Origin of the sequence: Pseudarthrobacter sp. GA104, from assembly GCF_009741265.1 — a bacterium.
Taxonomy (GTDB): domain Bacteria; phylum Actinomycetota; class Actinomycetes; order Actinomycetales; family Micrococcaceae; genus Arthrobacter.
On sequence record NZ_WOWL01000001.1, the window covers coordinates 332,301 to 358,485 of the forward strand.

A 26,185-nucleotide genomic window follows, 5' to 3' on the forward strand; every position below is an offset into this window, starting at 1 on the left:
TCCGTATGTGGATGAGCGTATCGTTCTGCTGTAGACCCGTCTACAGCGGGGTACAGGAATTCCCTCGTCACCTGGTGGTCTCCATGGCGAACATCTTGATGAACCGGACGCGAAGCCGCCTTATTCGCTATTTGATCACCCACGGCCCGGCGACCTGCCGTGAGGTCGCTGCAGCCCTCACCATTTCTGCTTCCTCTGTCCGCAAACACCTCAGTCTTCTATGCGAGGCAGGCGTAGTCATCCTCGGTTCGGGAACGTACAAGGCGCGGCCGGATATTGTCGAAAGGGAGCTTGCGGACCTTGCGGCCACGTTTCAGTCAGCGGGCAGCGACCTCAGGAACTGCGTAACGGACGACTCCCACTTCACGGTATCGGCGTTCCACTCGAGTGAATGCCCCGGAACATCGAAGCGAACCAACTGAACGAGGTCTGGTCGTAGTTCGGCGAATCGTTCAGAGACTGCGACCGGCGTCGATTTGTCATCGACCCCGTGCAATATGAGCGTCGGTGTCTTTAGGTCACCAGCGCGGGTTAACCAGTCCAGCGCGGAGAGGTCAATGGATTGCTTGAGACCCGTGACCCAGCGGCCCGCATTCGAACCCAACAAACTCAGCCCAGCCCTGGCGATAGCCTTAGGCAATCCACTGGCACTCCCGTTAGACGTCAGAGTCTCGGCCCAATCCAGGACGGGAGCCACGAGCACCAGGCCGATGATCCGATTAGAATGGGCTGAGAGATTTGCCGCACGCAGAGCCATGGAACCGCCCAGAGACCATCCAAACAATACGAGCCGCTCGGCGCCACGGTCCACGGCGTACCTAATGGCTGCTTCGACATCCAACCACTCATTCTGGCCCAATGAGTACCGGGAATCGTTCGACGGCGGCGCTTCGCCGTCGTTCCGGAATGACACGACCAGGGATGTAATTCCGAGTCTTGTCGCAACAGGAACACCGCGAAGGGCGCCGGCTCGTTTTCCACCCATTCCATGCGCGTGGATGGCCCATGTCGAAGACGCCGGACCGGCCGCCGTTGGCGCGAATTTCCATGCAGGCGCCATACCGCCGTCGACCTGAATCTCCACGTTCTGAAAAGGCAGGCCCAGTTGCTCTGGTTTGGAGTACGCGTACCCGCTCCAGATGCCGGCGGTAGCAGCGTGTAAGTCACCGGAGTCGACTCGCTCCACAAGACGAGTCACTGTTCCCTTATCCGTCTCTTCATCTACGACAGGACCGATGCAGGCGTGGCCCTTCCCGTTGCCGAACCACAAACTGTATCGGCCCGGCGCCCTTGTCAATGGGGTCGCTGGCAGTTCAATCCTCAGTGTTCCATCCTCGCCGGAGAAGACTTGCCTGATGGAAAGATCCTCCCGTCGCGTAGTACTCGGCACCACCACCCGGCGCGCAAAATAGGCGGCACCGAGGAACGTTATTGAGGATGCGCATACAGCTGCGACGGCTAGCGGGGCCAGCACTTTAGGAGCCTTCATCTTCGCTCCTGACGTGCTTGTCAATGACCTCCCTAAGTCGCGCCAGAGTTTCGGGAGACAACTCCTGCAATTGCCTTGCTGCGAAATTTTTGACGCGAGCCTCTCGCATCGACCTAAGGAGGTTGAGCTGGGCTTCCACTAGTTCGGGTATCTCTGTTGAGTCATCCAGAAGGTAACGGCGATCCACGCCGAAGAATGTCGCGAGGTTCTGCAGCAGATCCTGGTCCATAGCGAGGGAGCTATCACCGCTGCGCATGTAGGCCCACCTTGACCGCGACAACGGCGTGCCATGTTCAGTCATTGCTTCGCTGACTTCCCTGAAAGACAAGGGCCCTGTTCCTCGGGACTCATACAAATCCAGCAGGAGATTGATCTTGCGAGCGAGCCTGGCCTGCGGCGAGTCCGAGTGTTCTACGGCATCATCTGCCACTTGGGTTCTTCCCCCTCCCCCATCGCGTCGTGCCCAATCGAACACCCTGCGTGTCCCTATGGGAAGCGAGGTAGGTCTCTGTTCGAGTCAATGTTTGAAAATCAGCTTCATCCAGCAACTTAGCAGCAGCGGGATCCATCAGGAGAGCATCCTCGATCTCGACGAGCATCCGATGAAGCCTCCGCGTCTCTGGGTCTCCCCGCTCGATGACTCCAGCGGGCGTCGCCAGGCGACCATCCTTGCGGGTAGCGGTCGCTTTTTCCCAAGTGGATGTGAGGTTTTTCAGTAAGCCAGCTTGAGTCCTCTGTTGCGTTCGTTGAACGATGCGGCGCGCTACTGGTGGCAGGGCCAGGCCAGCACACAGGAACAACATCGCCCCGACAAAACTGGAGTCGTAGATAGCCGCCAACTGCTGCATGGTCGACTGGTCACCGAGAAGATGGGCTAGGTCCATTCCCAAGACTGAGAACACTACGACGAGAGCCAGGAAGCAGCCGATGCCGATGAGGGTGAAGGCGACGCGAAAGTAGGAGGCGGCCATCCGCCGTCGGAATCTAAAGCACACGTATCCGGTGACGCCGATGACCACCCCGATGTAAACAAACTGGATGGTGGAATAGAGGGCGGCAGCAGGCTGGTCCCCGTAATCCAACATGAATCTCGTTGAGGACACGGGTGCTTCGATGCGGAGGAATGCAAGGACGAGCCCGGCGGAGACTAGACCCAAAACCATAAGGCCAAGACGATCCTTACCAACAGGTGCATCGTTGAGCTCTGCAGCCCGGAGGATGGCCTGGGAAAGGAAGTAGATTCCAACGACCATCAAGATGTTCGCGAACAGATCTAGGAGGTTGCGGCCACCGAGGGCTCGATCACCCGTGATATAGATCGGGTCGACATTCAAGGAAAGCGCGATGGCGATCGCCACGGCGGCAACTAGGATGCTGTGGTCTTTTCTGGCGCGGGCGCCGGGCAGCAGGCACAGAACGAGGCACCAGATGACAGCGGCGGCGACTGCCTGGATCACCCGAAGACCTGTTCAAATGATCTTGGCTCCATAGTGCTGTCGCGGATAGCGCCGGCAAGAAGATCAGCGAGAGTCTCAGCTGCAGCCTCCAGATCGTCGACGAAGCTACTCCGTGCCAGAGCTCTTGACACCATCTCTCCGTCAAGATTTGGGAAAAGACTGCCCGCATATTCGGAGGAGATCCCCAACTCATCGTGGCGCAGGATCATATGTCCAAGTTCATGAAGGATGAACTGCTGCCTATGGAGCGCTGAGTCCGTGAATGCGTGCAGAATGATTTCCCGAGTATCCGTCGACAACCAGAGACCGCAGACGGACGTGCCGTTGAGGATCGTCGTGGCTTCGATCTCGATTCGACGCCTACGTCGGGCGGCCACGATTGCTATGAGCCTCTCCAGCGTCAGGTGGCTCGGTAGCCGCAGTGATACGAATGCCTCGGCCGCAACCTGAGCTGGCCCCTGTCCTTCCGATTTTTGCTCGTCCATACCGCCCCTCCTTGCAGCGGACAGCAAGCGTGACTGCCATTGCCAGCTGCCACCGGAGCGCACAGGGCGCCCCAACTTCAATTGAACTCCCCCGCTCTGGACATGTCCAGAACAGAGGCGCGAAGTTGAACCAATATGGACGACGGATTTTAGAGACGTACAGTTCTTCCCGACGGTATCAGGGGTGGTGCAGCTATGACGCTCACACCAAGTGCGGCATAAACCCGAAGTCCACTTTGGGGTTCCGCCCCAGTGTTCCCAGTGCGTTGCCCGGTTCCGGTGTGGTCAGGCACCGGAACCGAGAGTGGCTGCCAGCCTGTCCTGCTGTACAGGGTAGAGAGCGTCATCAGTCTCCTCCCACTCCCCCGTGAGTTGGGCACCAGTACAGTTGAGGCACAGCGGCATAGCTGTTACCAAAACCAAGTGAAGCCACGGAATCCCACCGCTCCCGGCTTCTACATTGTTAGATTCTGCACTCTCGTCGGGAAGAATCACCTCTCTAAACTGTGGGCGCAGATGGAAGAGCGCGAGATCTTTTCACGTTAGGATTTGGGAATGACGACACCGGGGGCAGCGCCGAGCCCCGATATTCCCCAGGAAGCGCTAGAGGACATTCAAAAGAGTTTTCTGCACATGCGGTTTCGGGGTGGGCGTTTCGAAGGCGCCACTGGAATGCCCATGGCAGCGATGGGTGAGCTCGCTTCACTAAACGAAATCATTATGGAACTGGCAAAGGTCCTCTGGCGTCGTAAGCTCGGCAAACAACGCGTTCGAGGTGGCTACCCGAGCCCGCCCACACTTCGAGTTGAAAAATTTGCGCAGGGAAGCACGATCCCACTGATCCAGCGTGATGGACCACCGTCCACTCTGTTGGATGACCCCTACGACGCTAGCCGCGATCTGCTTGAGCGTACGTTTTGGGCCATCGTGTCTGAGAACAAGATTCCTGACGAATTTCCAACAGAATGTATCGACCGTCTACGAAGATTCGGAAAGGGCTTTCACTCCGGTGAGGCTGCCGGTTTCCTCAGGCGCGATCAAGCCGGAACCTGGTCTGAAGCTCTTTTCACTTCTGCGGTGCGCCAACACTTTTGGGAGTCTTTCGACACTACTAGCGTGGCAACTGAAACGCTGATCGGCAAAATGGATTCTTTGGATCGGAACAAGTCCCGCTTCATGTTCCGCAGGGAATCAGGGCAGGCGCTGCCGGGAGGTTTCGCAAATGCCGTTGTTTGGGACGATCTCCATAAGGCCCTCGGGAGCGCCGAAAAATATCCCTTCTGTCGACTGTCCGCTCAAGTTGAGCGGGACTATCTAGGAAGGCCGACGTCCATCCTCGACGTCAATAAAGTGGAAGTTATTGAGGTGGAAGCCGTGGGGTGGAAGGATCGATTCCTGCAATTAGCCGACGACGCCTACAACGCTGAGGGTGGCCTACCACCGGTTGCGGCGGACTCCCTCGAACGAGCCGACCTCCTAATAGAGGCCACGACTAGCATTGGCCTCTATCTCCCGGCCATTTTTGCTTCGAGCGAGGGTGGCATCAATTTGGTATGGCAGGCGAGCCAGGATCGAACCACGGTCTACATCGAACCAGACGAACCCTACGAGATAGAGAATGTTCCGTTCGGGAGTCTGGAGCCGATCGTGTCCGACGACGTAACCGAAGTCGCCCAAGCTGTAAAAGAGTTAGTAGATGCCTGAAGACAAAACGGATACCACTGTGGAAGTCGCCTTCAATTGGCCAGATCTCCTAGACGGGGAAACACCCATTGAGGACGCGTCCCAGATCTTGTGGCGACAGGTGCATCCAAACCACGTCTCCCCGGCCGGCGTTATTGATGGCGTTGCTTTCGAAGAGATTGTCACACTCGAGGCTATTAACGGCACCGAAGATGCCCGGGACGAGGTTTCGATGACGCAAGGTACGTTAATCTCCGCCGAGGAGGCGTACGTTAATTGGACTGGACTTGGAAAGACGAGTGCCGGGAGCTACGGGGTAACAGTTGAGGAGGTTGTCAATGCCAAAGCTCGCGCAGTTGACGACTCACGTCTTCAAGATGGAGAAGAAGCAATCCCGGGGCACGCGTACATAGACCTCCGGGGATTCCCCAATAAGCCCAAGACTCACAAACGCCGTGCCAAAAGCATCTTGGCGGCTGCTGCTACCTACCGCCGTCGGCAATTTCCAAAGGACTAACGGCGGACCTTGAAGCCGCTGCAGTATCGACAACTGCGCTTGGGCGCGACGGCAGCGGCGGGCTCGTCCACGCTGGCACCTTGTCAGCACGGAGCGACTCTTCCACGCCTCACAGGGGGTCCCGTCGAATTACATGAAACTCGGCATCGAACCGCCTGACCACGCGATCGGACGTTCCCGCGGTGGCTTGACGTCCAAGCTGCACATGGCCACTGACGGCAAAGGGCGGATGCTCTCAGCCGTTCTTACGGCCGGCAACATCAATGACACGACCATGATGGCCGCCACCCTCGAGGAGATACGGGTCCCACGGCCTGGAAGGGGAAGACCGCGCACCCGTCCGGACCGCGTCCTGGCGGACAAGGGTTACGCGTCCAAGGCCAACCGCAGCTGGCTGGCCGAGCGGGGCATCAAGGCCACCATCCCGGAAAAGTCTGACCAGGCAGCGAACCGGAAGAGAAAGGGCTCCGCTGGCGGGCGCCCGCCAGCGTTCGATGGTGAGGCCTACAAGGGGCGCAACGTCGTCGAACGGGGATTCAATCGACTCAAGAACTGGCGGGGCCTCGCGATGAGATCGCACAAAACCGCACGCAACTACCTCGCCGCCGTCCAGCTCGGTGCATCGCTCGTCTGGCTAAAAGCCAGCTTTAGCAACACTCCCTAGGGCCTTGGCGGCAGTTGCCGGATCTACCGTGCTCGAGGCACCGATGCCTGGAGCAGGGTCGATGATCTCAAGGGTGTTGGCTGCGGCGTCGCAACCCGCCAATGATCCCGCCAGCATCATCGCGGTGACAACGGTCAGGACTTTGGCGGGAGAACAGGTGGTCTTCATGCTCCTTCTGGGTATACGGCGCTGTTCCACGCTAGCTTCGACCACCACCTGCTGCGGGTAACTCAGTCCGTGGTGCCTGCACACGTCCGCGCCCTTAGTACTCCGCGCTAGGTCCGCTTCGGGTGCCACTGGTTTGCCTCAACTGTTCAGACCATGGCCCTCACGGAAGCGTCACGCTTACTCAACGCGCCGTCGCCAGTCTGACTTTGGACCGAGTACCGATGAGCCTCTCCTTCGTCACGGGCCCACTGCCGGAGAGCGGGGAGCCAGTGCTGCCGGGAAGGATCTCACTCAACTTTGCGATTTCCAGGATGTGTTCGGAGGTAAAAATGATCTTTCCTTTTCCCCAGCACGCATGCGGGAAGCGCCCGCTAGCGGCGCCGTCGCGGAGCCATGATTCGGTGCAGCGCATCAGCGCGGCTGCTTCTGCGGGTTCAAAGAATTCGATCTCCACGGGATCTCCAAAAGGAAGGCGGTTGCTTTCCACTTTCATGACGGCTTGGAGACCGACCGACATGACCGGCGCTGCGCGGCGGGCAAGGGAACCCGGGGACACACATTCCGCCGTGCTGAGTAGTAGGACGGTCACCGCAGGAAAGCCGTTATCGACCGCTCAGTCGCGTCAGCACCAGCCTGAAGCGCCTCCGGCATCAAGTGCCCGTACACCTGCTCAGTAGTCCTGGTAGAGGCATGCCCCAGCCGACGCGAGATGGTGAACAAGGGCACACCATCCTGGATCAGCCATGAAGCGTGAGTGTGGCGGAGGTCGTGGATCCGCGGATTCTTGGTCAGGCCGATTGCCTGGGCCGTGCGAACGGCAGGCACCCAGTAGTGGTGCCAGTAAAGCTTGTGGATGATGCGCGCGCCCGAAGGTGTTGTAAACACGAGGTCCTTGCCCGGTCTGCTGGCGACCAAGGGAATCAACAACTCCACCAAGGCAGGGTTCAACCCTATGGTTCGCTTGCCGGCACCTGTCTTCGTCGCCCCGATGTAGAACTGGTTCTGGCCGTCCCGTTTCCAGGCCTTGTTGATCCGGGCCGTAGGCGGTTTCGAGAGCAGGTCGACGTCAGCAACAGTAAGGGCGGTGGCCTCCCCGAAGCGGGTACCGGTCATGACCAGGAAGTTAGTGAAGGCCTTGTACCGCTCCCCCATCCCCTCCATGATGAGGCTGAACTCCGCGTGGGTCAGGAACATTGCCTCGTCCTCGGCCTTTTCAATCCCGGGGAGCTGCACGCCGCGGCAAGGGTTCCGCGAAATATAGCCGAGCATCTCAGCAGTATTCATTGATGCCGAAATCAGGCCATGAACATTGTGGATCGTCTTTGGCGCCTTGCCCTTGGCCATCATGGACTTCACCCAGTGGGCGATCAGACGGTAATCGAGCTTGTCTACGGGGACGCGGCCGATGACGTTCCGGATGTGCAGGTCCAGCATGGTCTGGTACGTCTTCGTGGTTCCACTCGACGGCCGGATCAGAAGGTCGATGTGCTCCTGGATGACTTCAGCAACAGTCGGTGTGCGCTTCTCGTTGGAGAGGATGGCGTGCTGCGCGATTTCGAAGGACTGGCCGTTGGCGTCCAGCAGCCTCTTCAGGGTCTCAGCTTCGACGATCGTGGCAACTGTCAGGCCCTGCTGCTCGCGGCTCTTCGGGTCCCGCCACAACACCATGTAGGACGCAGAGCCGTCCTTTTTGGTGCGTTTTCGAATGCTTGCCACACCAAAAACGGTACGCCGCTGTCAACACTTTGGGCGGTTTTGTCAACACCCAAAGAGGGAACAGGCCCTTGACCTGCGGAAACACTGTGCCCGAGGTGGGACTCGAACCCACACACCTTTCGATACCGCATTTTGAGTGCGGCGCGTCTGCCAATTCCGCCACTCGGGCGCGGAATACATGACGCAAACCGGTACGCCCACAGCTGATTGTGAGCAACGCGATCGCTTCACGTACGCGGAATTACTCTACATCCAGATAGGCTGAATTCCAGAATCGCGCCGCTGACGCCGCAACCGACCATGCAGATCAAGTACCGGACCGGGCGCACCTAAGATAGTGATGTCCCCGCCGTACCTTTCCAAGGAGATCCCGTGACTGAACAGACGGAGTCAAAACCCACGTCCCAGCCGGCGCGCCGCGTCATTGTGGCGGAGGATGAAACCCTCATCCGCCTCGACATCATCGAAATCCTGCGCGGCGAAGGCTATGACGTTGTGGGCGAGGCAGACAACGGCGAGAAGGCTGTCCAGCTCGCCGAGGAACTGAAGCCGGACCTGGTCCTGATGGACGTCAAGATGCCCGTCATGGACGGTATCTCGGCCGCCGAGAAGATCGTCAAGGCGCGCATTGCCCCCGTCGTGCTGCTGACCGCATTCAGCCAGAAGGAACTAGTGGAGCGTGCCCGCGACGCCGGCGCCATGGCATACGTCGTGAAGCCGTTCACCCCCGCGGACCTCATCCCCGCGCTGGAGATCGCCCTCTCCCGCCACGAGGAGATCAAGGCCCTCGAAAGCGAGGTCTCCGACCTCCAGGAGCAGTTCGCCACCCGCAAGCTTGTGGAGCGCGCCAAGAGCCTGCTCACCACCAAGATGGGCCTCACGGAGCCGGAAGCCTTCCGGTGGATCCAGAAGACGTCCATGGACCGCCGCCTGAGCATGCGCGAAGTCGCCGAGACCATCATCAACCAGGTCAACTGACTGCCGCTGGCTGGGCCTGCCGCAAAGCCGGCAGGTCCAGCCGCAAAGCACAGAGCAAACCGAAAAGGACCCCTGCCAACCGGCAGGGGTCCTTTTCGGTGTCCGAAAGCCTAGGCCTTCTTCTTCTTTTCCGGCCAGGGGCCGAGCTTTTCCCTGTTGCTGACTGCTTCGCCGACGCGGGTGGAGTCGGCGAGGTCGCCCACCTTGTGCACCTTCAGCGAGTTCGTGGAGCCGGCTTTTCCGGGAGGCGAACCGGCGGCGATGACCACCAGGTCACCGTCCTCAACGAGGTCCATCTCCAGCAGGCTGCGGTCCACCTGCGCGGTCATCTCGTCGGTGTGGTCCACCATCTGGACCAGCACCGGCTGGATGCCCCAGGTCAGCGCAAGCTGGTTCCAGACCTGCTCCACCGGGGTGAAGGCGAAGACCGGCTTGATGGGGCGCAGGCGGGAGAGCCGGCGTGCGGAGTCACCGGACTGGGTGAACGCACAGATGTACTTGGCGTCCAGCTGGTCGGCGATTTCGACGGCGGCACGGGTGATGGCGCCGCCGCGGGTCTTGGGCTTGGTGCCCAGCGGGGGGACGCGCTCCAGGCCGTGGACCTCGGTGGACTCGATGATCCGGGCCATGACCTTGACGGTTTCGATCGGGTACTTGCCCACGCTGGTCTCACCGGAGAGCATGACCGCGTCGGCACCGTCCAGCACTGCGTTGGCGCAGTCGGAGGCCTCGGCGCGGGTGGGGCGCGGGTTGTCGATCATGGATTCGAGGACCTGGGTGGCCACGATGACCGGCTTGGCCCAGCGGCGGGCCAGCTCAATGGCACGCTTCTGCACGATCGGCACTTCCTCCAGCGGAAGCTCCACACCGAGGTCGCCACGGGCCACCATGATGGCGTCGAACGCGTCGATGATCTCGGGCAGCTGCTCCACTGCCTGCGGCTTTTCGATCTTGGCGATGACCGGCACGCGGCGGCCTTCCTCGTCCATGATCTCGTGCACGCGGGTGATGTCGGAGGCATCGCGGACGAAAGACAGGGCCACCAGGTCAACGCCGCGGCGCATGGCCCAGCGCAGGTCGTCCTCGTCCTTTTCGCTCAGCGCGGGCACGTTGACGGCCACGCCGGGAAGGTTGATGCCCTTGTTGTTGGAAACCATGCCGCCAACGGTCACCTCGGCGACCACCTTGACGTCGTCGACGGCGATGGCACGCAGTGCCACCTTGCCGTCGTCGATCAGAAGGGCATCACCCACGTTGACGTCCTCGGTGAGGCTCTTCAGCGTGGTGGAGCAGATTTCCTTGGTGCCGGGAACGTCCTCGGTGGTGATGGTGAAGGTGTCTCCAACAGCCAGCAAGTGCGGTCCGTCAACGAAACGGCCCAGGCGGATCTTGGGACCCTGCAGGTCAGCCATGATGGCCACGGCCTTGCCGAGGTCTGCAGCTGCCTTCCGGACGTTTTCGTAGGTGTTGTCATGCACGGAGTAGTCGCCGTGGCTCATGTTCATGCGGGCGACGTCAACGCCGGCTTCCAGCACCGCGAGGGTGTTCTCGTAGCTGGCGATTGCCGGGCCGAACGTAGCCACAATTTTTGCGCGTCTCATATACCTACCCTATTGGTCTCTTGCATTGGTTAGTTGTCGTGGAGGTGAACCCCCGATGCATGCCTAGAGCACGGCGATGGCGCGGTCCGTGGGGGCCACGGGGGCGGGAAGGATGGTGCTCCCCATCAGGAACTTGTCCACTGCTGCAGCCGCGGCGCGGCCTTCGGCGATGGCCCACACAATGAGGGACTGTCCGCGGCCCGCGTCGCCGGCCACGAAGACGCCCTCGGTGTTGGTCATGTAGTAGCCGTCGCGGGACACATTGCCGCGGCCGTCGAACTCAGCCTTGACCTGTTCGGTGATCCCGGCGGGCTCGGCGCCGGTGAATCCCAGCGACAGGAACACCAGGTCCGCGGGGATGATCCGCTCGGTGCCGGCCTTGGGCAGGCGCTTGCCGTCCACGAATTCAGTCTCGGCAACCTTGACGCCGGTCAGCTTGCCGTTCTCGCCCACGAACTCGACGGTGGAGGCAAGGTACGTGCGCTCACCGCCTTCCTCGTGGGCGCTGGCTACCTCGAAGAGGTTGGGGAACGTGGGCCACGGCTGGTGGCTGGCACGCTCGGCCGGCGGCTGCTTGCCGATGGCGAGGGTGGTCACCGATGCCGCACCGTGGCGGTGCGCGGTGCCCAGGCAGTCCGCCCCGGTGTCACCGCCGCCGAGGATCACTACATGCTTGCCCTGGGCGTGGATCTGGTTTTCGATGTGCTCCCCCGCAACGGCGCGGTTTGCCGGGACCAGGTAGTCCATGGCGAAGTGCACGCCGTCAAGGTCCCGGCCCGGGATGGGCAGGTCGCGCGGCACGGTGGCGCCCGTGCAGACCACGACGGCGTCATAGCGCCGGCGCAGCTGCTCCCACGTCACGTCGGTGCCCACGGCGACGCCGGTCCGGAAGCGGGTGCCTTCCGCCTTCATCTGCTCGACGCGGCGGTCCACCTGCTCCTTCTCCATCTTGAAGTCGGGGATCCCGTAGCGCAGCAGGCCGCCGATCTTGTCGTCGCGTTCGTACACCGCGACGGTGTGGCCCACGCGCGTCAGCTGCTGGGCCACCGCCAGGCCGGCGGGTCCGGAGCCAACGACGGCCACCGTCTTGCCGGTCAACCGGGCGGGAGGCAGCGGCTCCACCCAGCCGTTGTCCCAGGCCTCGTCGATGATGGAAACTTCCACCTGCTTGATGGTGACGGCAGGCTGGTTGATCCCCAGGACGCAGGACGCCTCGCACGGAGCGGGGCACAGGCGGCCGGTGAATTCCGGGAAGTTGTTCGTGGCGTGCAGGCGCTCGATCGCTTCCTCGCCCTTGTCCCGCCACATGAGGTCGTTCCACTCGGGAATCAGGTTGCCCAGCGGGCAGCCCTGGTGGCAGAACGGGACGCCGCAGTCCATGCAGCGGCCGGCCTGCGCCTTCAGCGTGCCCTTTTCCTGCGCCTCGTACACTTCCTTCCAGTCCATGATGCGGACGGAAACGGGACGGCGCGGCTGGGTTTCCCGCTGGCGTACTTTCAGAAATCCGCGTGGATCAGCCACCGGTCACCTCCAGGATTCGAGACCATACTTCTTCGCCGTCGGGGTCCAGGCCCTCTTCGATGGCGTCGAGACGGGTTTGCAGCACGGCCGCGTAGTCGCGCGGCAGCACCTTGGTAATGCGGGCTGCGGTGTCATCGAAATTCTCGAGGAGCCGCGCAGCCAGCTGGGAATCAGTTTCTTCAACGTGCTTGACCAGCAGACCGTGCACGATGTCGCGGTCCTCGGCATCCAGCTCGCGGAGCTGGAGTTCGCCGGACTGCAGGGCTTCCTTGTTGACCCGGGCGGTGTCCAGGTCCAGGACGTAGGCGGTTCCGCCGGACATGCCGGCGCCGAAGTTCCGGCCTGTGCGGCCGATGATCAGCGTCTGGCCGCCGGTCATGTACTCGCAGCCGTGGTCACCGATGCCTTCGACGACGGCGGTGGCACCCGAGTTGCGGACCAGGAAGCGTTCGCCCACCTGGCCGCGGAGGAACATCTCGCCGCTGGTGGCGCCGTAGCCAATCACGTTGCCCGCGATGACATTCGTCTCCGCCTTGAACACGTTGGTCCGGTCCGGGCGGACGATGATGCGGCCGCCGGAGAGGCCCTTGCCCACATAGTCGTTCGAGTCGCCGTACAGCCGCAGCGTGATGCCTGCGGGCAGGAAGGCGCCCAGCGACTGGCCGGCGGTGCCGCTAAGGGTGATGTCGATGGTATCCGTCGCCAGGACATCCGTGCCGAACGTCTTGGTCACGACGTGGCCCAGCATGGTGCCCACCGAGCGGTCGGTGTTGATGACGTCGACGGCGATCTTCACCGGGCTGCGGTCGGTCAGCGCCTCCGTGGCCATGGTGATCAGGCGCTGGTCGAAGTGCTTGTCCAGCTCGTGGTTCTGGCCTGTCAGGTTCCGCAGCGGAGCGTCGTCGTCGAACTCCAGCCCGTGCAGGATGGGGTCCAGGTCCAGGCCGTCGGCCTTCCAGTGGTTGACGGCGTCCCGGGCGTCCAGCACCTCGGCGTGGCCGATTGCCTCCTCCAGGCTGCGGAAGCCCAGCTCCGCCAGGATCTCGCGGACTTCCTCGGCCAGGAACTCGAAGAAGTTGACCACGAACTCCGGCTTGCCGGTGAAGCGGGCTCGCAGCTCAGGATTCTGCGTCGCGACGCCCACCGGGCAGGTGTCCAGGTGGCAGACGCGCATCATGATGCAGCCTTCAACCACCAGCGGGGCGGTGGCGAAGCCGAACTCCTCGCCGCCCAGCAGCGCGGCGATCACAACGTCTCGTCCGGTCTTGAGCTGGCCGTCCACCTGCACCACCACGCGGTCGCGCAGGCCGTTGAGCATCAGGGTCTGCTGGGTCTCGGCCAGGCCGAGCTCCCACGGGACACCGGCATGCTTGAGCGAGTTCAGCGGCGAGGCGCCGGTTCCGCCGTCGTGGCCGGAGACCAGGACGACGTCGGCCTTCGCCTTGGTGACACCGGCGGCAACTGTGCCGATGCCCACCTCGGAGACGAGCTTGACGTGCACCCGGGCCGAGGGGTTGGCGCGCTTAGCGTCATAAATCAGCTGCGCGAGGTCCTCGATCGAGTAGATGTCGTGGTGCGGGGGCGGGGAAATGAGCCCGACGCCGGGGGTCGAGTGGCGGGTGCGGGCCACCCACGGGTAGACCTTCTGCGCCATCAGCTGGCCGCCCTCGCCGGGCTTTGCGCCCTGGGCCATCTTGATCTGAATGTCGTCGGCGTTGGTCAGGTACAGGCTGGTCACGCCGAAACGGCCGGACGCGATCTGCTTGACCGCGGAACGGCGCTTCGGGTCGAGCAGGCGGTCCACGTCCTCGCCGCCCTCGCCGGTGTTGGACTTGCCGCCCAGCTGGTTCATGGCGATGGCCAGCGTTTCGTGGGCCTCCTGGGAGATGGAGCCGTAGCTCATGGCACCCGTGGAGAACCGCTTGACGATGCTTGACACCGGCTCCACTTCCTCAAGCGGAACGGCGGGGCGCTCGTTCTTGAACTTGAGGAGGCCGCGGAGGGTCATCAGGTTCTGCGACTGGTCGTCCACGCCGCGGGTGTAGGCCTTAAAGATGTCGTAGCGGCGCTCACGGGTTGCGTGCTGCAGCCGGAAGACGGTCTCCGGGTTGAACAGGTGGGGCTCGCCGTCACGGCGCCACTGGTATTCGCCGCCGCCCAGCAGCGGGCGGTGGGGCTGCTCGATGCCGCCCTCGGGGTAGGCCATCTGGTGGCGGGCCGAAACTTCCGCGGCGATGACGTCCAGGCCCACGCCGCCCAGCTGCGAGTGGGTGCCGGCGAAGAATTCGTCCACGAGGTCCTGGCCCAGGCCAAGCGCTTCGAATGTCTGGGCGCCGGTGTAGGAAGCCACCGTGGAGATGCCCATCTTGGACATGATCTTCAGGACGCCCTTGCCGAGGCCCTTGATCAGGTTGTAGACGCCGTCCTGCGGGGTGACCCCGGTGACGTCGCCGGCAGCGATGAGCTGCTCCACGGATTCCATGGCCAGGTACGGGTTGACCGCGGAAGCGCCGTAGCCAATCAGGACTGCCACATGGTGCGTCTCGCGGACGTCGCCGGCCTCGACCACCAGTGCGGTCTTGGTGCGGTTGGCGCTGCGGAGCAGGTGGTGGTGCACGGCGCTGACAAGCAGCAGCGACGGGATGGGCGCCCACTGCGCGTTGGAGTCGCGGTCGGACAGCACCACGTACTGGACTCCGCGGTTGATGGCGCCGGAGACCTGCTCGCAGATCTCGGTGAGCCGGGCACGGAGCGCGTTCTCGCCGCCCTCCGGGCGGTAAAGCCCGCGGACCTTCATGGCCACCTTGTCGCCGTCGGCGTTCTCGATGTTGGCGATCTTGGCGAGCTGGTCGTTGTTGATGACCGGGAACGGAAGCTGGACCTGCGGCTGGCGCACCTGCTTGGTGTCCAGGAGGTTGCCGTTGGGCCCGATGGCACAGGTCAGCGACGTGACGAGTTCTTCGCGGATGGCATCCAGCGGCGGGTTGGTCACCTGCGCGAAGGACTGCACGAAGTAGTCGAAAAGCAGGCGCGGGCGCTTGGACAGCACGGCCACCGGGGTGTCCGAGCCCATGGCGCCCAGCGGCTCTGCGCCGGTGCGGGCCATCGGGCCGAGCAGGATCTTCAGTTCCTCGGTGGTGTAGCCGAAGGTGCGCTGGCGGATGTTCACCGACGCGGCGGTGTGGACCACGTGCTCGCGCTCGGGAAGGTCGTTGAGGTCGATCAGGTTGTCCTTGACCCACTCCGCCCACGGGTTGGCGGCGGCGACTTCGGCCTTGACCTCTTCGTCGTCGATGATGCGGCCGGCGTCGGTGTCCACCAGGAACATCTTGCCCGGGGAGACGCGGCCCTTCTTGACCACCTTGGAGGGTTCGACGTCGATGACGCCCACTTCGGACGCGAAGACGATCAGGCCGTCCTCGGTGATCCAGAAGCGGCCAGGGCGCAGTCCGTTGCGGTCCAGGGTGGCGCCCACGAGGTTGCCGTCGGTGAAGGAGACGGCCGCCGGGCCGTCCCACGGTTCCATCAGGAGGGAGTGGTACTCGTAGAACGCACGGCGGGCCGGATCCATGGTGGCGTGGTTTTCCCAGGCCTCGGGGATCATCATCATGATGGAGTGCGTGATGGGGCGGCCGGAGAGCCACAGCAGCTCGGCCACCTCGTCGAAGGACGCGGAGTCCGAGGCACCAGGGGTGCAGATCGGGTACAGCTCTTCCGGCGTATCGCCCAGCAGCGGGTTGGCGAGCTGGGACTGGCGGGCGCGCATCCAGTTCCGGTTGCCCTTGACGGTGTTGATTTCACCGTTGTGGGCGATAGTGCGGAACGGCTGGGCCAGGGGCCAGGAGGGGAACGTGTTGGTGGAGAAGCGCGAGTGGACGATCGCCAGCTTGGTCTTGAAGCGCTTGTCCGAAAGGTCCGGGTAGAACGGCTCAAGCTGTGCAGTGGTGAGCATGCCCTTGTAGACAATGGTGCGCGAGGACAGCGACGGGAAGTACACGCCGAACTTGTTCTGGGCGCGTTTGCGGATCCGCCACGCGCGGGAGTCCAGTTCGTTGCGGTCAAGTTCCTCGCCGGTGGCGGAGGCCAGGAACGGCTGGGAGAAGTAGGGCATGCAGGCGCGTGCCATGGCACCCACCAGGTCGGCGACGATAGGCACTTCGCGCCAGCCGAGGACCTTCAGGCCCTCGTCAGCCGCGAGGCCCTCGATCCCGGCCTTGGCGGCGTCTGCCTCGCGCTGTTCGGCGGGAAGGAAAGCGGTGCCGGCCACGTACTGGCCGGGGGCGGGAAGTTCGAAGTCCGTAACTGCACGGAAGAATTCGTCCGGGATCTGCATGAGGAGGCCGGCGCCGTCACCGGTGCCCTCGTCCGCACCCACCGCACCGCGGTGCTCAAGGTTGCGCAGGGCGGTGAGGGCGGCGTCCACGATGTCATAGCCGGGCTCTCCGCGGAGGGTGGCGATGATCGCAAGACCGCAGGCGTCCTTCTCCTGCTCCGGGTTGTAGAGCCCGTGTGCCTCCGGAAGGGCCGCGAAGCGCTTGAACGGCGACATGGCAGTCTCAGGCTGATCTGGTTCAGACCAGCTGGGAGTGTGAAGAGTTTGGGTCATGGGAGACGTCCTTCCTCCTGATCGTGCGTATGGAAGGGACACCGTTGGCCCCACTCGTCGGGCGCCGCTCACATGGGCACAACAAAGTGTTATTTACTGGAAATTGTAGGTCAGCATGGCCTGCTGAACTAACAGTTACGCAGGCCCCTGCCCCGGGCAACACCTGACAGCATTTCCATGCTGTCCGGGGCGGCCCCGCTGCCACGACGCTGTGGTGATTGGGCGCTTCGAGCGGTGGCTCTGCTGCCCTGCCTGGCCCGCGCGCTACTTGGTAGTGCCGGCTTCCGGCGCGCTTCCTGTGGCTGTGCTGCCGGACTTTCCGGCAACTGTTGCGTCCGGTCCGGGCGTGGGGCCCGCCGGCGCAGCCGCGGCCTCTTCCGTTGGGACGGAAGCATGCCGGGAACCGCTTTGGTTATCAGGGAGATTATCACGCGATTCACTATCTGAGACAACAGGGTCCGGATCCCGGACCTCGTCGCCGCCCTCCACGGCCGCCGTCCGATCATCATCCCCGGCGGGCTCCCGGCCCGGAAGATAGGGGCTGTCCGGGTCTGTCCGCTTCTTCATGCCCAGCAGGATGAACGCCACGAGCGCGGCCAGGAACACGAAAATGCTGGTCCACACGTTCAGGCGGGTGGTGATGCCGAACAGGGAGATCTGCTCGGCGTCGTCGATGCGCATCGCCTCGATCCACACCCGGCCCAGCGTGTAGTACATGGCATAAAGCCAGAACAGCCGGCTGCGGCGGAAGTTGAACTTCCGGTCCAGCGCGAGCAGGATGACGACGCCGGCCACGTTCCACAGTGATTCGTACAGGAACGTGGGGTGGAACAGGGTGTCCGCCGGGGTTCCGGCCGGAAAGTTCGGGTTGTCTGCGTCAATCTGCAGGCCCCACGGCAGGGTGGTGGGCCCGCCGAAGAGTTCCTGGTTGAAGTAGTTGCCCCAGCGGCCCACGGCCTGGGCCAGCAGCAGTCCGGGCGCCGCCGCGTCCAGGAAGGCGCTGAGCTTGACGCCGCTGCGGCGGCAGCCGATCCACGCGCCCACGACGCCGAGGACCACGGCACCCCAGATGCCGAGGCCGCCGCGCTGGATCTGCGGGATCAGGGAAAGGTCGCCTGTGCCGTCAAAACCGGGGCCGAAGTAGGCGTCCGGCGACGAGACCACATGGTACAGGCGGCCGCCGATGATGCCGAAGGGAATGGCCCAGACCACGATGTCCCAGACGCTTCCTTCAGGTGCTCCGCGCTTGGCCCAGCGGACGGAGGTGAGCCACAGGCCCGCCACAATGCCTGCCAGGATGCACAGGGCGTAGGCGTGGATGCGCAGCGTTCCCCACGGCAGGGGAATGTCGAAGCCGGACCAGTCCGGGCTCGGAATGCTGGCCGGCACCATTGCTGCTGCCTGGAGGAGGGTCTGCATGGCCTAGGCTTCTTCCCTGGTCAGTCCGGTGCGGCTCAGTCCGGTGCTGAGGTCCTTGGTGAGGGCGGCTACTGCGTCCACCCCGCCGTCGCGGATTGCGGCCACCAGGGCGGTGCCCACAATGACGCCTTCGGCGTAGGCGGCGATCTCGCGGACCTGGTCCGCAGTGGAGACGCCCAGTCCGACGCACACGCGTTCGGCGCCTGCGGCGTGTGCCGCCGCCACCACGTCCTTGGCTGCGGTGCTGACGGACGTCCGGGCGCCGGTGACGCCCATGATGGACACTGCGTAGACGAAGCCGCGGCTCGCGTCCACGGTGCGCTGCATGCGCTCGGCCGTGGACGACGGCGCCACGAGGAACACCCGGTCCAGCCCGTATTTATCCGATGCTTCCATCCACTCCGCTGCCTCATCGGGGATGAGGTCAGGGGTGATGAGCCCTGCTCCCCCGGCTTCGGACAGGCGGCGGGAGAACTCGTCCACGCCCATCCGGACCACGGGATTCCAGTAGGTCATCACCAGGACGGCGGCGTCCGTCTTGCTGGTGATGCCGGCAACCACATCAAAGACCTGGCGCACGGAGAAGCCCTTGGCAAGCGCCTCGGTGGTGGCGGCCTGGATGACCTGGCCGTCCATGACGGGGTCGGAGTAGGGAATACCGATCTCGATCAGGTCGGCACCATTCTCAGCCAGGGCAATGCCTGCGGCGATGGTCTCCTCCACGCTGGGGTAGCCGGCGGGCAGGTAGCCGATCAGCGCGGCGCGGCCTTCAGCACGGGCCTTGTCAATGGCCGCGGCTGACTTGCTGGTGGTCTGTGCGGTGCTCACAGCTGCTCCCCCTCTTTGCCGATTTCCGACTCGGCGGAATCCTTGTCCAACAGGTCGAACCATTCGGCTGCGGTGGCCACGTCCTTGTCGCCGCGCCCGGAAAGGTTCACGATGATGATTTTGTCCTGCGCGGAACCGCCGGCCTCGGCGGCTTCGGCAGCCAGCCGCTGCCCTACCTTGATGGCACCGGCCAGGGCGTGCGAGGACTCAATGGCGGGAATAATGCCCTCCGTGCGGCACAGCAGCCGGAAGGAATCCATGGCCTCGCTGTCCGTGATGGGCTCGTAGCTCACCCGGCCGATGTCGGCGAGGTAGGAGTGCTCCGGGCCTACGCCGGGGTAGTCAAGGCCGGCAGAGATCGAGTGGGACTCGATGGTCTGTCCGTCGTCGTCCTGCATGAGGTAGGAGCGCGCACCGTGGAGGACGCCGGGCTTGCCCAGCGTGATGGTGGCTGCGTGCCGTCCGGTGTCCACGCCGTCGCCGCCGGCTTCGAAGCCGTAGATCCTGACGGACGGATCGTCCAGGAAGCCGTGGAAGATGCCGATGGCGTTGGAGCCGCCGCCGATGCAGGCGCAGACGGCGTCGGGCAGCCGCCCGGCCTGTTCAAGGATCTGGGCGCGGGCTTCTTCGCCGATGACCTCATGGAAGTAGCGGACCATGGCCGGGAACGGGTGCGCGCCGGCGGCGGTGCCCAGGAGGTAGTGGGTGTTGTCCACGTTGGCTACCCAGTCGCGCAGGGCGTCGTTGATGGCGTCCTTGAGGGTCTGCGATCCGCTCGTGACGGGAATGACGGTCGCGCCCAGGAGCTCCATGCGGGCCACGTTGAGGGCCTGGCGGCGGCAGTCCTCTGCGCCCATGTAGACAACGCACTCAAGGCCCATCAGGGCGGCAGCGGTTGCGCTGGCCACGCCGTGCTGGCCGGCGCCGGTCTCGGCGATGACGCGGGTCTTGCCCATGCGCTTGGCGAGCAGCGCCTGGCCCAGCACGTTGTTGATCTTGTGCGAACCGGTGTGGTTCAGGTCCTCGCGCTTGAGGAAGACCCGGACGCCGCCGGCATGCTGGGAAAAGCGCTTTGCTTCGGTCAGCAGCGACGGCCGGCCGGAATAGTTCTTGTTGAGGTCCGCGATCTGCGCCCGGAATTCGGGGTCGTCCTTGGCCTTGTTGAACGTCTCCTCGAGTTCGTCCAGGGCGGCGATCAGGGATTCAGGCATCCAGCGTCCGCCGTAGCTTCCGAAGTAGGGTCCCGGGGCGTGCTTGAGGGAGCCGCCCTGCAGGAATGCTTCTGCGGCGTTGTTGTCAGCGTTTCCTGAGGGTGCTTCAGCCATCAGTCCCGTCCTGTTCGAGTTGGTGGTGCAAAAGTGTGTCGTCCCGGCAGGGCAGCCTGCCGGGCGTGCTCGGCGGGCGGGATCCATCCCCGCCCGCCTGTGCGCAGGTGCGTTGGCCTCAGCCCCGGGCTGCTATGGCGGCGGCGCCGGCTGCCTTGAACTCGGCGATCCGCTCCCGCGGCGACGAGTGGCTGACCAGCGCCTCGCCCACAAGCACGGCGTTGGCGCCGCTGGCGGCGTAGTGGGTGACGTCGCCGGCGTCGCGGACGCCGGACTCGGCTACCACGACTGCGCCGGCCGGGATCCGCCCGGCCAGGGAGGCGAAAACTGAACGGTCGACGTCGAGCGTCTTCAGGTTCCGCACGTTGACGCCGATGATGCGCGCCTGCGCGGCCACTGCCCGCTCGATTTCCTCTTCCGTGTGCGTCTCCACAAGGACGTTCATGCCAAGTTCGTGGCTGAGGCCGCTGAATTCGGCGAGCTGGGCGTCCGAGAGTGCAGCAACGATGAGCAGGATCAGGTCCGCGCCGTGGGCGCGGGCCTCCCAGATCTGGTACTCGTCCAGCGTGAAGTCTTTCCGCAGCAGCGGCACGTCGACGGCGGCGCGCACCGCATCGAGGTCGGCCAGGGACCCGTTGAAGCGGCGCTGCTCGGTGAGGACGCTGATCACGGAGGCACCGCCGTCGGCGTACTGCCGGGCGAGGGACGCGGGATCGCCGATGGCGGCGAGGTCACCCTTGGAGGGGCTGCGGCGTTTGATTTCCGCGATGACCTTGAGCTCGTTCCGTGACGGGGAGGTTCCGCCAAGGGCTGCCCACGCGTCGCGGGCAGGTGCCGCCGCCTCCGCCAGGTCCTTCAGTTCAGCCAGCGAAACGAGCTGCTTCCGGGCCTCCATATCCTCCCTGACACCAGCGTTGATGTCATCGAGAACAGTGGACATCAGTGGCCGGAGTTCTTCAGCTTGCTGCCTTCGACGCCGTAGCCTGCCTTACGCATGACGTATCCGAGGATCAGGCCCAGCACCATGACGCCGGCGCCGGCGATGAAGATGGGCGTGCTGGCGATCACGAAGGCAATGGATGCGATGAGGGCGCCCACCAGCATGACGATGACGCAGGTCCAGGCTGCGGGGCTGTTGCCGTGGCCGAGTTCCTGGCTGTGGTCGATGGCGCCGGGGGCCACCGTTCGGGTGCCGGACTTGGAAACGGATGCAGGTGCTTTGCTCATGGAAATCTCCTCAGGGTGAATACTGCTTACATTCTGCCATTTTTTGGCCGGTGACCGGTTATCCGCCGGGACCCTGCCGGGAGCGGCGGTGCGTATCCGCCGGGTCAGGTGGGATCGTCGCCTCGTGACAGCCGGTCCCAGCTGTCGATTTCATCCACGGGACCGGAGGCGGCAACGCTGCCCGTGGCCGGCACGTCATATTTCGTCCGCGCCTTCCAGTGCCGCGCGGCGAAGGGAATAACCAGCGCGGCGAGGGCCAGCAGGCAGCCTGCGACGACGGCGAGGACGGGAAAGGCGGTGACGGCAACAAGCGCCTGGCTTCCGGTGATGCCGGTCGCTTCCGCAATGGAGCCCTGGGCGGCCGCCAGCGGGTTGGCCAGGACTGTTGCTGCTGCGGCGACAATTCCAGCGGAGGCAAGGACAATGATGGCGGTGATGATCCACCGCGCAATCCTGCCCGCTATGGCTGCCGCCAGGCCGCCGGCGAGGGCCACCAGCGCCAGTGCAGTGACGGTGGTGGCAGCCTTGCTTCCCTGGACCTCAAGCGCGTCCTGCGCGGCCCCGGCCTGGCCCACCTGGTTCGGATCGAGCGTGACGGTCATCCAGGTTTGGGTGGTGGTGCCGAAGACCGCCAGCGCCAGGACCGCAATAAGCAGCACCAGCGTGGACTTGCGTGCCCACGCCGGCGTGCGCCTGCCGGCAGTCCCCGTTTGCGCTGCCGCCGGTCCGCTGCCAGTCACCGGGAGTCCGCCCCGGGCAGCGAGTCCGCCGAAATGTTCTGCAGGGAACCGGCCGTGTGGACCGCCCGGAGCGGTGCCGCTGCCTTGTTGACCGTTTCCAGGGCCTCCGTCGGGTTGACCGAATCAGCAACGATCCCGCCTCCGGCCTGGACGTACGCACGCCCGTCCCGGATCAGCGCCGAACGAATGGCAATGGCCATGTCCATGTCGCCCGCGAAGTCCAGGTAGCCCACCACGCCGCCGTAGATACCCCGGCGGTGCGGCTCGAGTTCGTCCAGGAGGCGCAGGGCGCGGGGTTTCGGGGCCCCGGACAGGGTGCCGGCCGGGAACGTGGCCTTGAGCACGTCATAGGCCTTGGCCTTGGGCGAGAGCCGGCCAACGACGGTGGACACCAGGTGCATGATGTGGCTGAAGCGTTCCACCTCCATGAACTGCGTGACGTCCACGGTTCCCGCTACGCAGACCTTGGAGAGATCGTTGCGTGAGAGGTCCACGAGCATCAGGTGTTCGGCGCGTTCCTTCTGGTCCGCCAGCAACTCGTCGGCGAGGGCTTTGTCCGCCTCCACCGTCTTGCCGCGCGGGCGCGAGCCGGCGATGGGGTGGGTGATGACTTCTTCACCGGTCACCGTGACGAGGGCCTCCGGCGAGGAACCCACAATCGAGTACTCCCGGCCGTCGGCGTCCTCGAGGCTGAAAATGTACATGTACGGGCTGGGGTTGGTGTTCCGCAGGACCCGGTAGACGTCCAAGGCAGACGCCTTGCATTCCATCTCGAAGCGGCGCGAGATGACCACCTGGAACACCTCACCGTCAACGATGGCTTCCTTGCCACGGTCCAGGGCCGCCAGGTACTCGGCTTCGTCCCAGCGTTCCTGGACGCTGGAGGCGAAGTCCAGTGCCGCCGGAGCGAGGACGGACACGGGCTGCGCAACGGGGCTGCTGACCTTGGCAAGGAGCGCCTTGACCCTGGCCACGGCGTCGTGCCAGGCCTCATCCACCCGTTCGGAGCTGTTGTCGAAGTTGATGGCGTTGGCAATGAGCAGCACCGTGCCGTCAACGTTGTCGTGGACGGCCATGTCGGTCACCAGGTTCAGCGCCATTTCCGGCAGGTGCAGGTCGTCCTCCGGAGGGCTCACCAGGCGTTCCCAGTGCCGGACGGTCTCCCAGCCCAGGAATCCCACCAGGCCGGAGGTGAACGGCGGCAGCCCCTCGAACCTGTCGGTGCGGAGGGCTTCGATGGTGTCGCGGATGGCGTCGACGGGGCTGCCGTCCACGGGAACACCCGCCGGCGGTTCACCCAGCCAGTGCGCGTGGCCGTCCTTGGTGGTCAATGTCGCCCGGGATTTGGCGCCGATGAACGAGTAACGGGACCAGGCGCCGCCCACCGCAGCGGATTCCATCAGGAAGGTGCCAGGCTGCCCCTGCGCCAGCTTGCGGTAAAGGCCGATGGGCGTCTCGGCGTCCGCGAGCACCTTGAGCCGGACGGGGATGACGCGGCTATGGCCGGCCAGTTCCCGGAACTCCTCAAGGCCGGGGCTGATGATTCCAAGGTCCTGCATGGCTATGCTGTTCCGCCTGTTCTGGTAGGGGCCGGTTCTGGAAGGGCCAGGTGCCTGGGGCCGGGAATCCCGGCGGTGGTTGCGCTTGGAGGGGGTGGCCCGGCCCCCTTCCGCAGCGGGCTGTCAGAAAAAGGGTCAGCCTGCCTGGCCTGTGGCAACAGCCAGGTCCCGGCCGTCGAAGCACGTGCGTGTGCCGGTGTGGCACGCGGCCCCCACCTGGTCAACGCGCACAAGCAGCGCGTCGCCGTCGCAGTCCATCGCCACCGATTTGACCCACTGCACATGCCCGGAGGTGTCCCCCTTGCGCCAGTACTCCTGGCGGGAGCGCGAGTAGAAGGTAACGCGGCCGGTGGTCATGGTCCGGTGCAGGGCTTCGTCATCCATCCAGCCCAGCATCAGGACCTCGTTGGTGTCGTACTGCTGGACGACGGCGGCCACCAGGCCGGCGCTGTCACGCTTCAGCGCGGCTGCCAGCTCCGCGGGAAGCGGGCTCGCCAGCGGGGCCGGGGACTGGCCGGGCGAAGTGGCTGCGGGCGCGGCAATACCGGGGTTCAGGACGGGGGCGGGCTGCTCAGACATCAGGTCAAGTCTAGTGCCTCCACCCGGCCCCCGATTGTGTGTGAACGACGGCACGCCAGCAGGGGCGGACGTGCTGCCCAACCCTGCGCGTGTCGTGCTAGTTTCACAAGTGATGCATTTCGTCGAACCGTCCCGAGAAGTCCTTGCCGAGACCCTGCTTGCGGCGGGACCTGACGCGCCCACGCTCTGCAAGGGCTGGCGTACCAGGGACCTTGCCGCCCACCTTTACCTGCGCGAACGCAAGGCGGCCGTGGGGCTGGGCCTGATCATCAAGCGCCTCGCCAAGGCCTCGGACCAGGCGACTGCCAGGCTCGCCGCGAAGCTCACCACGCCCGAGGAGTACGCGAAACTCGTCAACACCTTCCGCGCGGGGCCCCCGGCACTGTCGCCGATGAACATCAAGGCGCTGGACGAAAGCTCCAACCTCATCGAGTACTTCGTCCACACGGAGGATATCCGCCGGGCGGTTGACCGCTGGGCGCCCCGGGCACTGGACGAGGCCTACTCGGAAGCCCTGTGGGACGAACTCGTCAAACGCGCCGCCATCCTGTACCGCGGTGTGGACCTGGGCATCGTCCTGGTGCGCCCGTCCGGGCCTCGCCATGTGGCCAAGCGGGCCCCTGTTTCGGTGGCCATCGTGGGCGAGCCGGGCGAACTGCTGATGCATGCCCACGGCCGGACCCGCCACGCGCTGGTGACCTTCGAAGGCCAGCCGGACGCCGTCGCGCTGCTCCAGTCAGCGGAAGTCGGGCTCTAAAAACAACGCGGGGTCACATCCGGCTCAATAAACCAAGGTTTTTGGGCTGGAAGTGACCCCGCGTTGCTATTGGTCAGCGGACTTCGAAACCCGCGTCCCGGATGGCGTCCTTGACCTGCGACATCATGTTGTCCGGGCCCCAGTGGAAGATGGATGCTGCCAGGACGGCGTCAGCTCCGGCCGCGACGGCGGGCGGAAAGTGCGCAGGCTCTCCCGCGCCGCCGGAGGCGATGATGGGCACCTTGACGGCGGCCCGGACCAGCTTGATCAGTTCGAGGTCGAACCCGTCCTTGGTGCCGTCGGCATCAATGGAGTTCAGCAGGATCTCCCCCACGCCGCGGTCCGCGGCTTCCCTGGCCCATTCAATGGCGTCGATCCCGGTGCCTGTGCGTCCGCCGTGGGTAGTCACTTCAAATCCCGACGGCGTTGGCCGGGATCCCGGGCGGGTGCGGCGGGCGTCCACGGACAGGACGAGGACCTGGGAACCGAAGTGCCGGGTAATCTCGTTGATGACATCCGGCCGCGCCACCGCCGCCGTGTTGATGGACGCCTTGTCCGCGCCGTAGCGCAGCAGCTTGTCCACCTCCGCGACTCCCCGCACGCCGCCCCCAACGCACAGCGGGATGAAGACCTCTTCGGCCGTCCTGCGGACTACATCGAACGTGGTTTCGCGGTTGCCGGAGGACGCCGTCACGTCCAGGAAGGTCAGTTCATCCGCCCCGGCGTTGTCGTAGCGGTGGGCGAGCTCCACGGGGTCGCCGGCGTCGCGCAGGCCCTCGAAGTTGACGCCTTTGACGACGCGCCCGGCGTCCACGTCGAGGCAGGGAATGACTCGTACAGCTACAGCCATGGGATTCTCCTGGAAA

General features: G+C 64.3%; 25 protein-coding genes and 1 tRNA gene. 6 read left to right on the top strand and 20 right to left on the bottom strand.

The annotated features are described in order from the left end of the window. Positions 1-98 precede the first annotated feature (98 nt). Entirely contained in the window at positions 99-422 is a 324-nt protein-coding gene (locus GK109_RS22300) for a helix-turn-helix domain-containing protein (protein ID WP_370460762.1), read from the top strand. Here GK109_RS22300 and GK109_RS01480 read toward each other — a convergent pair. From GK109_RS01480 to GK109_RS01495, 4 genes are read right to left on the bottom strand one after another with little or no spacing between them, the layout of a single operon-like run. Next, complete coding sequence (locus GK109_RS01480; RefSeq protein ID WP_157238425.1) at positions 314-1,489, bottom strand: S9 family peptidase; 1,176 nt, start codon at positions 1,487-1,489, stop codon at positions 314-316. The two genes, GK109_RS22300 and GK109_RS01480, sit on opposite strands and share 109 nt — an antisense overlap. Then, complete coding sequence (locus GK109_RS01485) at positions 1,476-1,919, bottom strand: hypothetical protein (protein ID WP_197432386.1); 444 nt, start codon at positions 1,917-1,919, stop codon at positions 1,476-1,478. Before GK109_RS01485 ends, GK109_RS01480 begins: the two co-directional genes overlap by 14 nt. Further along, positions 1,909-2,946, bottom strand: a complete 1,038-nt coding sequence (locus tag GK109_RS01490; protein WP_157238426.1) for a hypothetical protein — start codon at positions 2,944-2,946, stop codon at positions 1,909-1,911. The genes GK109_RS01485 and GK109_RS01490 overlap by 11 nt, the downstream gene beginning before the upstream one ends. After that, entirely contained in the window at positions 2,943-3,431 is a 489-nt protein-coding gene (locus GK109_RS01495; protein WP_157238427.1) for a hypothetical protein, read from the bottom strand. Before GK109_RS01495 ends, GK109_RS01490 begins: the two co-directional genes overlap by 4 nt. A 555-nt stretch (positions 3,432-3,986) precedes the next feature. On the opposite strand from GK109_RS01495, the gene GK109_RS01500 reads away from it, so the two are divergent. The 3 genes from GK109_RS01500 (at position 3,987) to GK109_RS01510 (ending at position 6,295) form a co-directional block, all read left to right on the top strand. Then, the gene (locus GK109_RS01500; protein ID WP_157238428.1) at positions 3,987-5,135 is read left to right on the top strand and encodes a hypothetical protein; all 1,149 of its coding nucleotides are present in this window, start codon (positions 3,987-3,989) and stop codon (positions 5,133-5,135) included. Then, positions 5,128-5,631 (top strand): hypothetical protein, encoded by a 504-nt coding sequence (locus tag GK109_RS01505; protein WP_157238429.1) that lies wholly within the window; start codon positions 5,128-5,130, stop codon positions 5,629-5,631. Before GK109_RS01500 ends, GK109_RS01505 begins: the two co-directional genes overlap by 8 nt. Before the next feature lie 133 nt (positions 5,632-5,764). Next, positions 5,765-6,295, top strand: coding sequence for an IS5 family transposase (locus tag GK109_RS01510; RefSeq protein ID WP_157238430.1), 531 nt, complete (start codon positions 5,765-5,767; stop codon positions 6,293-6,295). On the opposite strand, the gene GK109_RS01515 is transcribed toward GK109_RS01510, so the two are convergent. From GK109_RS01515 to GK109_RS01530, 4 genes are all read right to left on the bottom strand, one after another. Continuing rightward, positions 6,266-6,463 (bottom strand): hypothetical protein, encoded by a 198-nt coding sequence (locus GK109_RS01515; protein ID WP_157238431.1) that lies wholly within the window; start codon positions 6,461-6,463, stop codon positions 6,266-6,268. The two genes, GK109_RS01510 and GK109_RS01515, sit on opposite strands and share 30 nt — an antisense overlap. 181 nt (positions 6,464-6,644) lie before the next feature. Further along, positions 6,645-6,917 carry a hypothetical protein gene (locus tag GK109_RS01520; RefSeq protein ID WP_157238432.1) on the bottom strand — a complete coding sequence of 91 codons (273 nt, stop codon included), beginning with the start codon at positions 6,915-6,917 and terminating at the stop codon, positions 6,645-6,647. Between the two features lie 131 nt (positions 6,918-7,048). Continuing rightward, the gene (locus GK109_RS01525) at positions 7,049-8,179 is read right to left on the bottom strand and encodes a tyrosine-type recombinase/integrase (RefSeq protein ID WP_370460308.1); all 1,131 of its coding nucleotides are present in this window, start codon (positions 8,177-8,179) and stop codon (positions 7,049-7,051) included. 87 nt (positions 8,180-8,266) lie between these two features. Then, positions 8,267-8,348, bottom strand: a tRNA-Leu gene (locus GK109_RS01530). 203 nt (positions 8,349-8,551) lie between these two features. Between GK109_RS01530 and GK109_RS01535 the strand changes: the two genes are divergently transcribed. Beyond that, positions 8,552-9,157: an ANTAR domain-containing response regulator gene (locus GK109_RS01535; RefSeq protein WP_009358190.1), complete on the top strand. Its 606-nt coding sequence runs from the start codon at positions 8,552-8,554 to the stop codon at positions 9,155-9,157. 110 nt (positions 9,158-9,267) lie between these two features. Here the strand turns inward: GK109_RS01535 and pyk are convergent, their stop codons facing one another. From pyk to hisI, 11 genes are all read right to left on the bottom strand, one after another. Continuing rightward, positions 9,268-10,758 carry a pyruvate kinase gene (gene pyk, locus GK109_RS01540; RefSeq protein WP_157238433.1) on the bottom strand — a complete coding sequence of 497 codons (1,491 nt, stop codon included), beginning with the start codon at positions 10,756-10,758 and terminating at the stop codon, positions 9,268-9,270. 63 nt (positions 10,759-10,821) lie between these two features. Continuing rightward, the gene (locus GK109_RS01545; RefSeq protein ID WP_321215990.1) at positions 10,822-12,279 is read right to left on the bottom strand and encodes a glutamate synthase subunit beta; all 1,458 of its coding nucleotides are present in this window, start codon (positions 12,277-12,279) and stop codon (positions 10,822-10,824) included. Further along, positions 12,272-16,885, bottom strand: a complete 4,614-nt coding sequence (gene gltB / locus GK109_RS01550) for a glutamate synthase large subunit (RefSeq protein WP_157238434.1) — start codon at positions 16,883-16,885, stop codon at positions 12,272-12,274. Before gltB ends, GK109_RS01545 begins: the two co-directional genes overlap by 8 nt. 264 nt (positions 16,886-17,149) lie before the next feature. After that, a complete protein-coding gene (lgt, locus tag GK109_RS01555; RefSeq protein WP_157238435.1) occupies positions 17,150-18,304 on the bottom strand; it encodes a prolipoprotein diacylglyceryl transferase in 1,155 nt (384 codons plus the stop codon). A gap of 3 nt (positions 18,305-18,307) precedes the next feature. Next, positions 18,308-19,132: a tryptophan synthase subunit alpha gene (trpA, locus tag GK109_RS01560; RefSeq protein WP_321215987.1), complete on the bottom strand. Its 825-nt coding sequence runs from the start codon at positions 19,130-19,132 to the stop codon at positions 18,308-18,310. Beyond that, entirely contained in the window at positions 19,129-20,457 is a 1,329-nt protein-coding gene (gene trpB, locus GK109_RS01565) for a tryptophan synthase subunit beta (RefSeq protein ID WP_157238436.1), read from the bottom strand. The genes trpA and trpB overlap by 4 nt, the downstream gene beginning before the upstream one ends. A 118-nt stretch (positions 20,458-20,575) precedes the next feature. Further along, positions 20,576-21,397 (bottom strand): indole-3-glycerol phosphate synthase TrpC, encoded by an 822-nt coding sequence (trpC, locus tag GK109_RS01570; protein WP_157238437.1) that lies wholly within the window; start codon positions 21,395-21,397, stop codon positions 20,576-20,578. Then, on the bottom strand, positions 21,397-21,684 hold the full coding sequence (locus GK109_RS01575) for an HGxxPAAW family protein (protein WP_157238438.1): 288 nt from the start codon (positions 21,682-21,684) through the stop codon (positions 21,397-21,399). Before GK109_RS01575 ends, trpC begins: the two co-directional genes overlap by 1 nt. A 104-nt stretch (positions 21,685-21,788) precedes the next feature. Further along, on the bottom strand, positions 21,789-22,424 hold the full coding sequence (locus GK109_RS01580) for a Trp biosynthesis-associated membrane protein (RefSeq protein WP_323057345.1): 636 nt from the start codon (positions 22,422-22,424) through the stop codon (positions 21,789-21,791). Then, the gene (locus tag GK109_RS01585; protein WP_157238439.1) at positions 22,421-23,983 is read right to left on the bottom strand and encodes an anthranilate synthase component I; all 1,563 of its coding nucleotides are present in this window, start codon (positions 23,981-23,983) and stop codon (positions 22,421-22,423) included. Before GK109_RS01585 ends, GK109_RS01580 begins: the two co-directional genes overlap by 4 nt. Before the next feature lie 135 nt (positions 23,984-24,118). Then, complete coding sequence (gene hisI / locus GK109_RS01590) at positions 24,119-24,562, bottom strand: phosphoribosyl-AMP cyclohydrolase (RefSeq protein WP_157238440.1); 444 nt, start codon at positions 24,560-24,562, stop codon at positions 24,119-24,121. Between the two features lie 112 nt (positions 24,563-24,674). Between hisI and GK109_RS01595 the strand changes: the two genes are divergently transcribed. Further along, positions 24,675-25,319: a TIGR03085 family metal-binding protein gene (locus GK109_RS01595; protein WP_157238441.1), complete on the top strand. Its 645-nt coding sequence runs from the start codon at positions 24,675-24,677 to the stop codon at positions 25,317-25,319. Between the two features lie 73 nt (positions 25,320-25,392). Here the strand turns inward: GK109_RS01595 and hisF are convergent, their stop codons facing one another. Further along, a complete protein-coding gene (gene hisF / locus GK109_RS01600) occupies positions 25,393-26,169 on the bottom strand; it encodes an imidazole glycerol phosphate synthase subunit HisF (protein WP_157238442.1) in 777 nt (258 codons plus the stop codon). Positions 26,170-26,185: the final 16 nt, after the last annotated feature.